Source organism: Acidovorax sp. HMWF018 (assembly GCF_003061035.1).
In the GTDB taxonomy this organism is placed as follows: Bacteria; Pseudomonadota; Gammaproteobacteria; order Burkholderiales; family Burkholderiaceae_C; genus Acidovorax; species Acidovorax delafieldii.
In genome coordinates this window covers 1,819-2,267 of record NZ_QAIM01000617.1, presented here as the reverse complement: position 1 = coordinate 2,267, position 449 = coordinate 1,819, and the positions used below count along the sequence as shown (strand labels likewise).

Here is a 449-nt window from a genome sequence, read left to right as displayed (position 1 = left end):
CCGCCGTAGAGCACGGCGCCCACACGGTTCCCGTGGCGGGTGAGCAGGCGCGAAAGCACGGCGACAAAGCCGGTCAGGATGTCGCGCTTGGCATGGCCGGTGGGGCCAAAGCTGATCGACGGACTCAGGTCCAGCAGAAACCAGGCCGACATTTCGCGGTCTTCGGTGAACACGCGCACATGGGGCGTATTCAGCCGCGCGGTCACGTTCCAGTCGATGTGGCGCACATCGTCATGCGGCTGGTATTCGCGCAGGTCGGTCAGGTCCAGACCAGTGCCGCGCATCAGCGTGCGGTAGTCGCCCTGCAGCAGGCCGTCCAGGCGGCGGATCACCTTCCACTCCAGCTCGCGCAGCAGCCGGTCGGCCTGCCCGGGCAGCGTGGGCAGGGTGTGGACCGTGGCGGATGGGACGGATGTGGCGGGCGGCTTGCTGGTCATGGCGGGTGGACT

Annotated in this window: 1 protein-coding gene; it reads right to left on the bottom strand. The window is 68.2% G+C overall.

From position 1 onward, the window contains the following. Positions 1-437, bottom strand: a 437-nt coding sequence (locus tag DBR23_RS31865) for a DUF58 domain-containing protein (RefSeq protein ID WP_233250760.1), incomplete at its 3' end; no start/stop codon positions are given. Positions 438-449 lie beyond the last annotated feature (12 nt).